This window comes from Flavobacterium sp. (assembly GCF_043760115.1).
Taxonomy (GTDB): domain Bacteria; phylum Bacteroidota; class Bacteroidia; order Flavobacteriales; family Flavobacteriaceae; genus Flavobacterium.
Map to the genome: position 1 here is coordinate 1 of NZ_JAYUPK010000080.1, position 3,124 is coordinate 3,124.

Below are 3,124 nucleotides of genomic sequence, written 5' to 3' on the forward strand. Positions count from 1 at the left end.
TTAAAAAATCCTGAAAAAGTGTACCGATTAAATTTAGGCAATCAAGAAATTTCGCTTTCAGATAACGATTGGTCTAAATTTATAAATTTAGAATATTTAAGTCTTCAAAACGATCATTTAACTGAAATTCCTTTAGCAATTACAAACTTAAAAACGCTAAAAACATTAGACATTAGCGGAAACGATTTTAAAACTTTGCCAATAGAATTTGAAAAACTTGTGAATCTTGAAGAACTTTATCTAAACAATGAAAAAAATATTAATTTACCAAAAACATTAGCTGTTTTAGCACAGTTACCAAATTTAAAAACCCTACATTTAGAAAACGATAATTTATCAAAACTTCCTGCAGAAATTTTAGCATTTAAAAATCTAGAAAATTTATATTTAAATCATAATAAACTCAAGCAAATTCCGCAAGTACAAACTTTAGATCATCTAAAATACCTTGATTTGAATGATAATAAAATAGAGCCAAAATTACAAGATATGAAAAATTTAAACTTTGGATTTAAAATTAATTTTTAGAAATAAATGAAATTTAAAACTTTTCTAATAGTAGGTATTCTTTTTTTTAATTTACTTTTCTCTCAAGAAAATTTAGGTTCTTGGAACATCTTAAATATGAACGTTAAGATAAGTTCTAAATGGAATGTTTTTGCAGAATCACAAGTTAGAAGTTTGTCGTTTTATGATGAGTTCCATTATTACGAAATAAAATCTGGTGTAACCTATAAAATTAGTAAAGATTTTTCAGCAACATCTGGTTTTGGTTCGTACAATACTTTTAGCGAAGGCGGTAATTTTAATGATCCAATTAAAAACAAAGAAATAAGAACATGGTTGCAAGTAAATCTTAAAAATCCGTTACGCTATCTAACTTTAGAACATCGTTACAGAGCAGAACAACGATTTACAAGTGACGGATTTAAGAATAGATTTAGATATAGAATTGGGGCAACAATACCAATAAATAATATAAAAATAGAACCCAAAACCTTTTATACAATGGTTTGGAACGAATTATTCTTTACCAATAAAGAACCTTTTTTTGAAAGAAACAGATTGTTTATCGGTTGTGGATATGAAGTAAATAAAAATTTAGCCATTCAAACTGGCTACATATATCAATTTGATTATAAAATAAATGATGAAACAGGTCGCGATTTTTTAAACATTGCTCTTCTTTATAATTTAGATTTAACAAAAAAAGAAGAAAAAGAATTTACACCAACAACATCAGATTAAATAGTAAAATTATGCAAACAATACTTTCCAACATAATTATTTCGGTTAACGAAAAATTGTATGTAAAAAATCCAGAAACATCAACTTTAGGAAAAAACATAATAAAACAAAGCATCATTTTAATTGATGAAGTTGGTTTTGATAATTTTACTTTTAAAAAATTGGGCGAAAGAATTGGTTCCAATGAAAGTTCATTATATCGCTATTTCGAAAATAAACACAAACTACTACTCTACTTATCGTCTTGGTATTGGGGTTGGATGGAATACCGATTGGTTTTTGCAACAAATAATATTGTAAATCCAACAGAAAAATTACAAAAAGCAATAGCAATTGTAACAGAAAAAATTGAAGACGATTCGGCAACACAACACATTAACGAAGCTATTTTAAATAAAATTATTGTTTTAGAATTTACTAAAACAATTCTAACTAAAGAGGTAGACGAAGAAAACAAAGAAGGTTTTTTCTTAATATACAAACGAGTTATTAATAGAATTATAACAATGATTCAAGAAGTAAATCCCAATTATCACTATGCAAAAAGCTTGGCTTCATCAATAGTAGAAGGTGCATTGCATCAACATTTTTTAAAAGATCATTTAAAAACAATTACCAATTGTAACGAAGAAAACTCGCCATCTCAATTTTATCAAAACATGATTGCACTTATTTTAAAATAATTTACAAATGTCACAATCACCATTAAGCAGATTCATTAATTTATTAAAACTGGACAAAAAAGACATTGTTCAATTGTTTTTATATGCAATTTTTGCTGGATTAGTAAGTTTGTCTTTACCACTTGGAATTCAAGCAATTATCAATTTAATTCAAGCAGGACAAGTTAGTGTTTCTTGGATAGTTCTTGTAGTAATTGTTGTAATTGGAGTAGCTCTGGTTGGGATTTTATCTTTAATGCAATTGCGAATTACAGAAAATTTACAACAAAAAATATTTGTTCGTTCGTCTTTTGAATTTGCCTATCGTTTACCAAAAATAAATTTAGAATCTTTATACAATCAATATCCACCAGAATTAGCCAATCGTTTTTTTGATACAATTTCTATTCAAAAAGGAACTTCTAAATTACTCATAGATTTTTCTTCTGCCATTTTACAAATTATTTTTGGAATTATCTTACTTTCTCTTTATCATCCATTTTTTATATTATTCGGTTTATTATTGATAATACTATTGTATTCTATTTTTAAATTTTCTTATAACTCTGGACTTTCAACAAGCTTAAAAGAATCTAAATACAAATATAAGGTTGCAAGTTGGTTGCAAGAAATGGCAAGAAACAGCTACAGCTTTCGCAAAAAAGAAAATTTTGAATTTGCACTTTCTAAAAACGATTCTTTAGTTACCAATTACTTACAATCTCGTGAAAAACATTTTAGTATTATTAAAAGACAGTTCATACAACTTATTGTTTTTAAAGTAATTATAACTTCTGGATTACTTCTTATTGGTGGATTTTTAGTATTGAACCAACAAATGAATATTGGTCAGTTCGTTGCCGCAGAAATCATAATTTTACTAGTAATAAATTCTGTAGAAAAAATAATTATTGGATTAGAAACATTTTATGATGTGTTAACTTCAGTTGAAAAAATAGGACAAATTACCGATTTAGAAATAGAAAAATTTAATAATTCTGATGCTACAATCTGTTTTAATAATATGGTTTTAGAAACAGAAAATCTAAATTTTTCTTTTCCAGATTCAACCGATTTAATTTTAGAAAACATAAATTTAAAAATAGATTCCTCTGAAAAAATATATCTAGATGGCGAAAATGGTTCAGGTAAAACAACACTTTTACGAATTTTATCAGGATTGTTTAAACAAACTTCAGGATCATTTTTCATTA

Annotated in this window: 4 protein-coding genes; all 4 read left to right on the forward strand. The window is 26.2% G+C overall.

Annotation, left to right across the window (positions count from 1 at the left end; genetic code table 11):
- A partial coding sequence (locus ACH2BC_RS06805; protein ID WP_395053237.1) for a leucine-rich repeat domain-containing protein occupies positions 1 to 528 on the forward strand: 528 nt, incomplete at its 5' end.
- A 6-nt stretch (positions 529 to 534) separates the two neighbouring features.
- Entirely contained in the window at positions 535 to 1,248 is a 714-nt protein-coding gene (locus tag ACH2BC_RS06810; RefSeq protein WP_395053238.1) for a DUF2490 domain-containing protein, read from the forward strand.
- An 11-nt stretch (positions 1,249 to 1,259) separates the two neighbouring features.
- Positions 1,260 to 1,931 (forward strand): TetR/AcrR family transcriptional regulator, encoded by a 672-nt coding sequence (locus ACH2BC_RS06815; protein WP_395053239.1) that lies wholly within the window; start codon positions 1,260 to 1,262, stop codon positions 1,929 to 1,931.
- Between the two features lie 7 nt (positions 1,932 to 1,938).
- On the forward strand, positions 1,939 to 3,124 hold a 1,186-nt coding region (locus tag ACH2BC_RS06820; RefSeq protein ID WP_395053240.1), incomplete at its 3' end, for an ATP-binding cassette domain-containing protein.

What these genes read in the sequence shown, in the direction of transcription:
- ACH2BC_RS06810 (WP_395053238.1), top strand. Translation starts at nt 535, where the DNA reads ATGAAATTTAAAACTTTTCTAATAGTAGGTATTCTTTTTTTTAATTTA.
- ACH2BC_RS06815 (WP_395053239.1), top strand. Translation starts at nt 1,260, where the DNA reads ATGCAAACAATACTTTCCAACATAATTATTTCGGTTAACGAAAAATTG.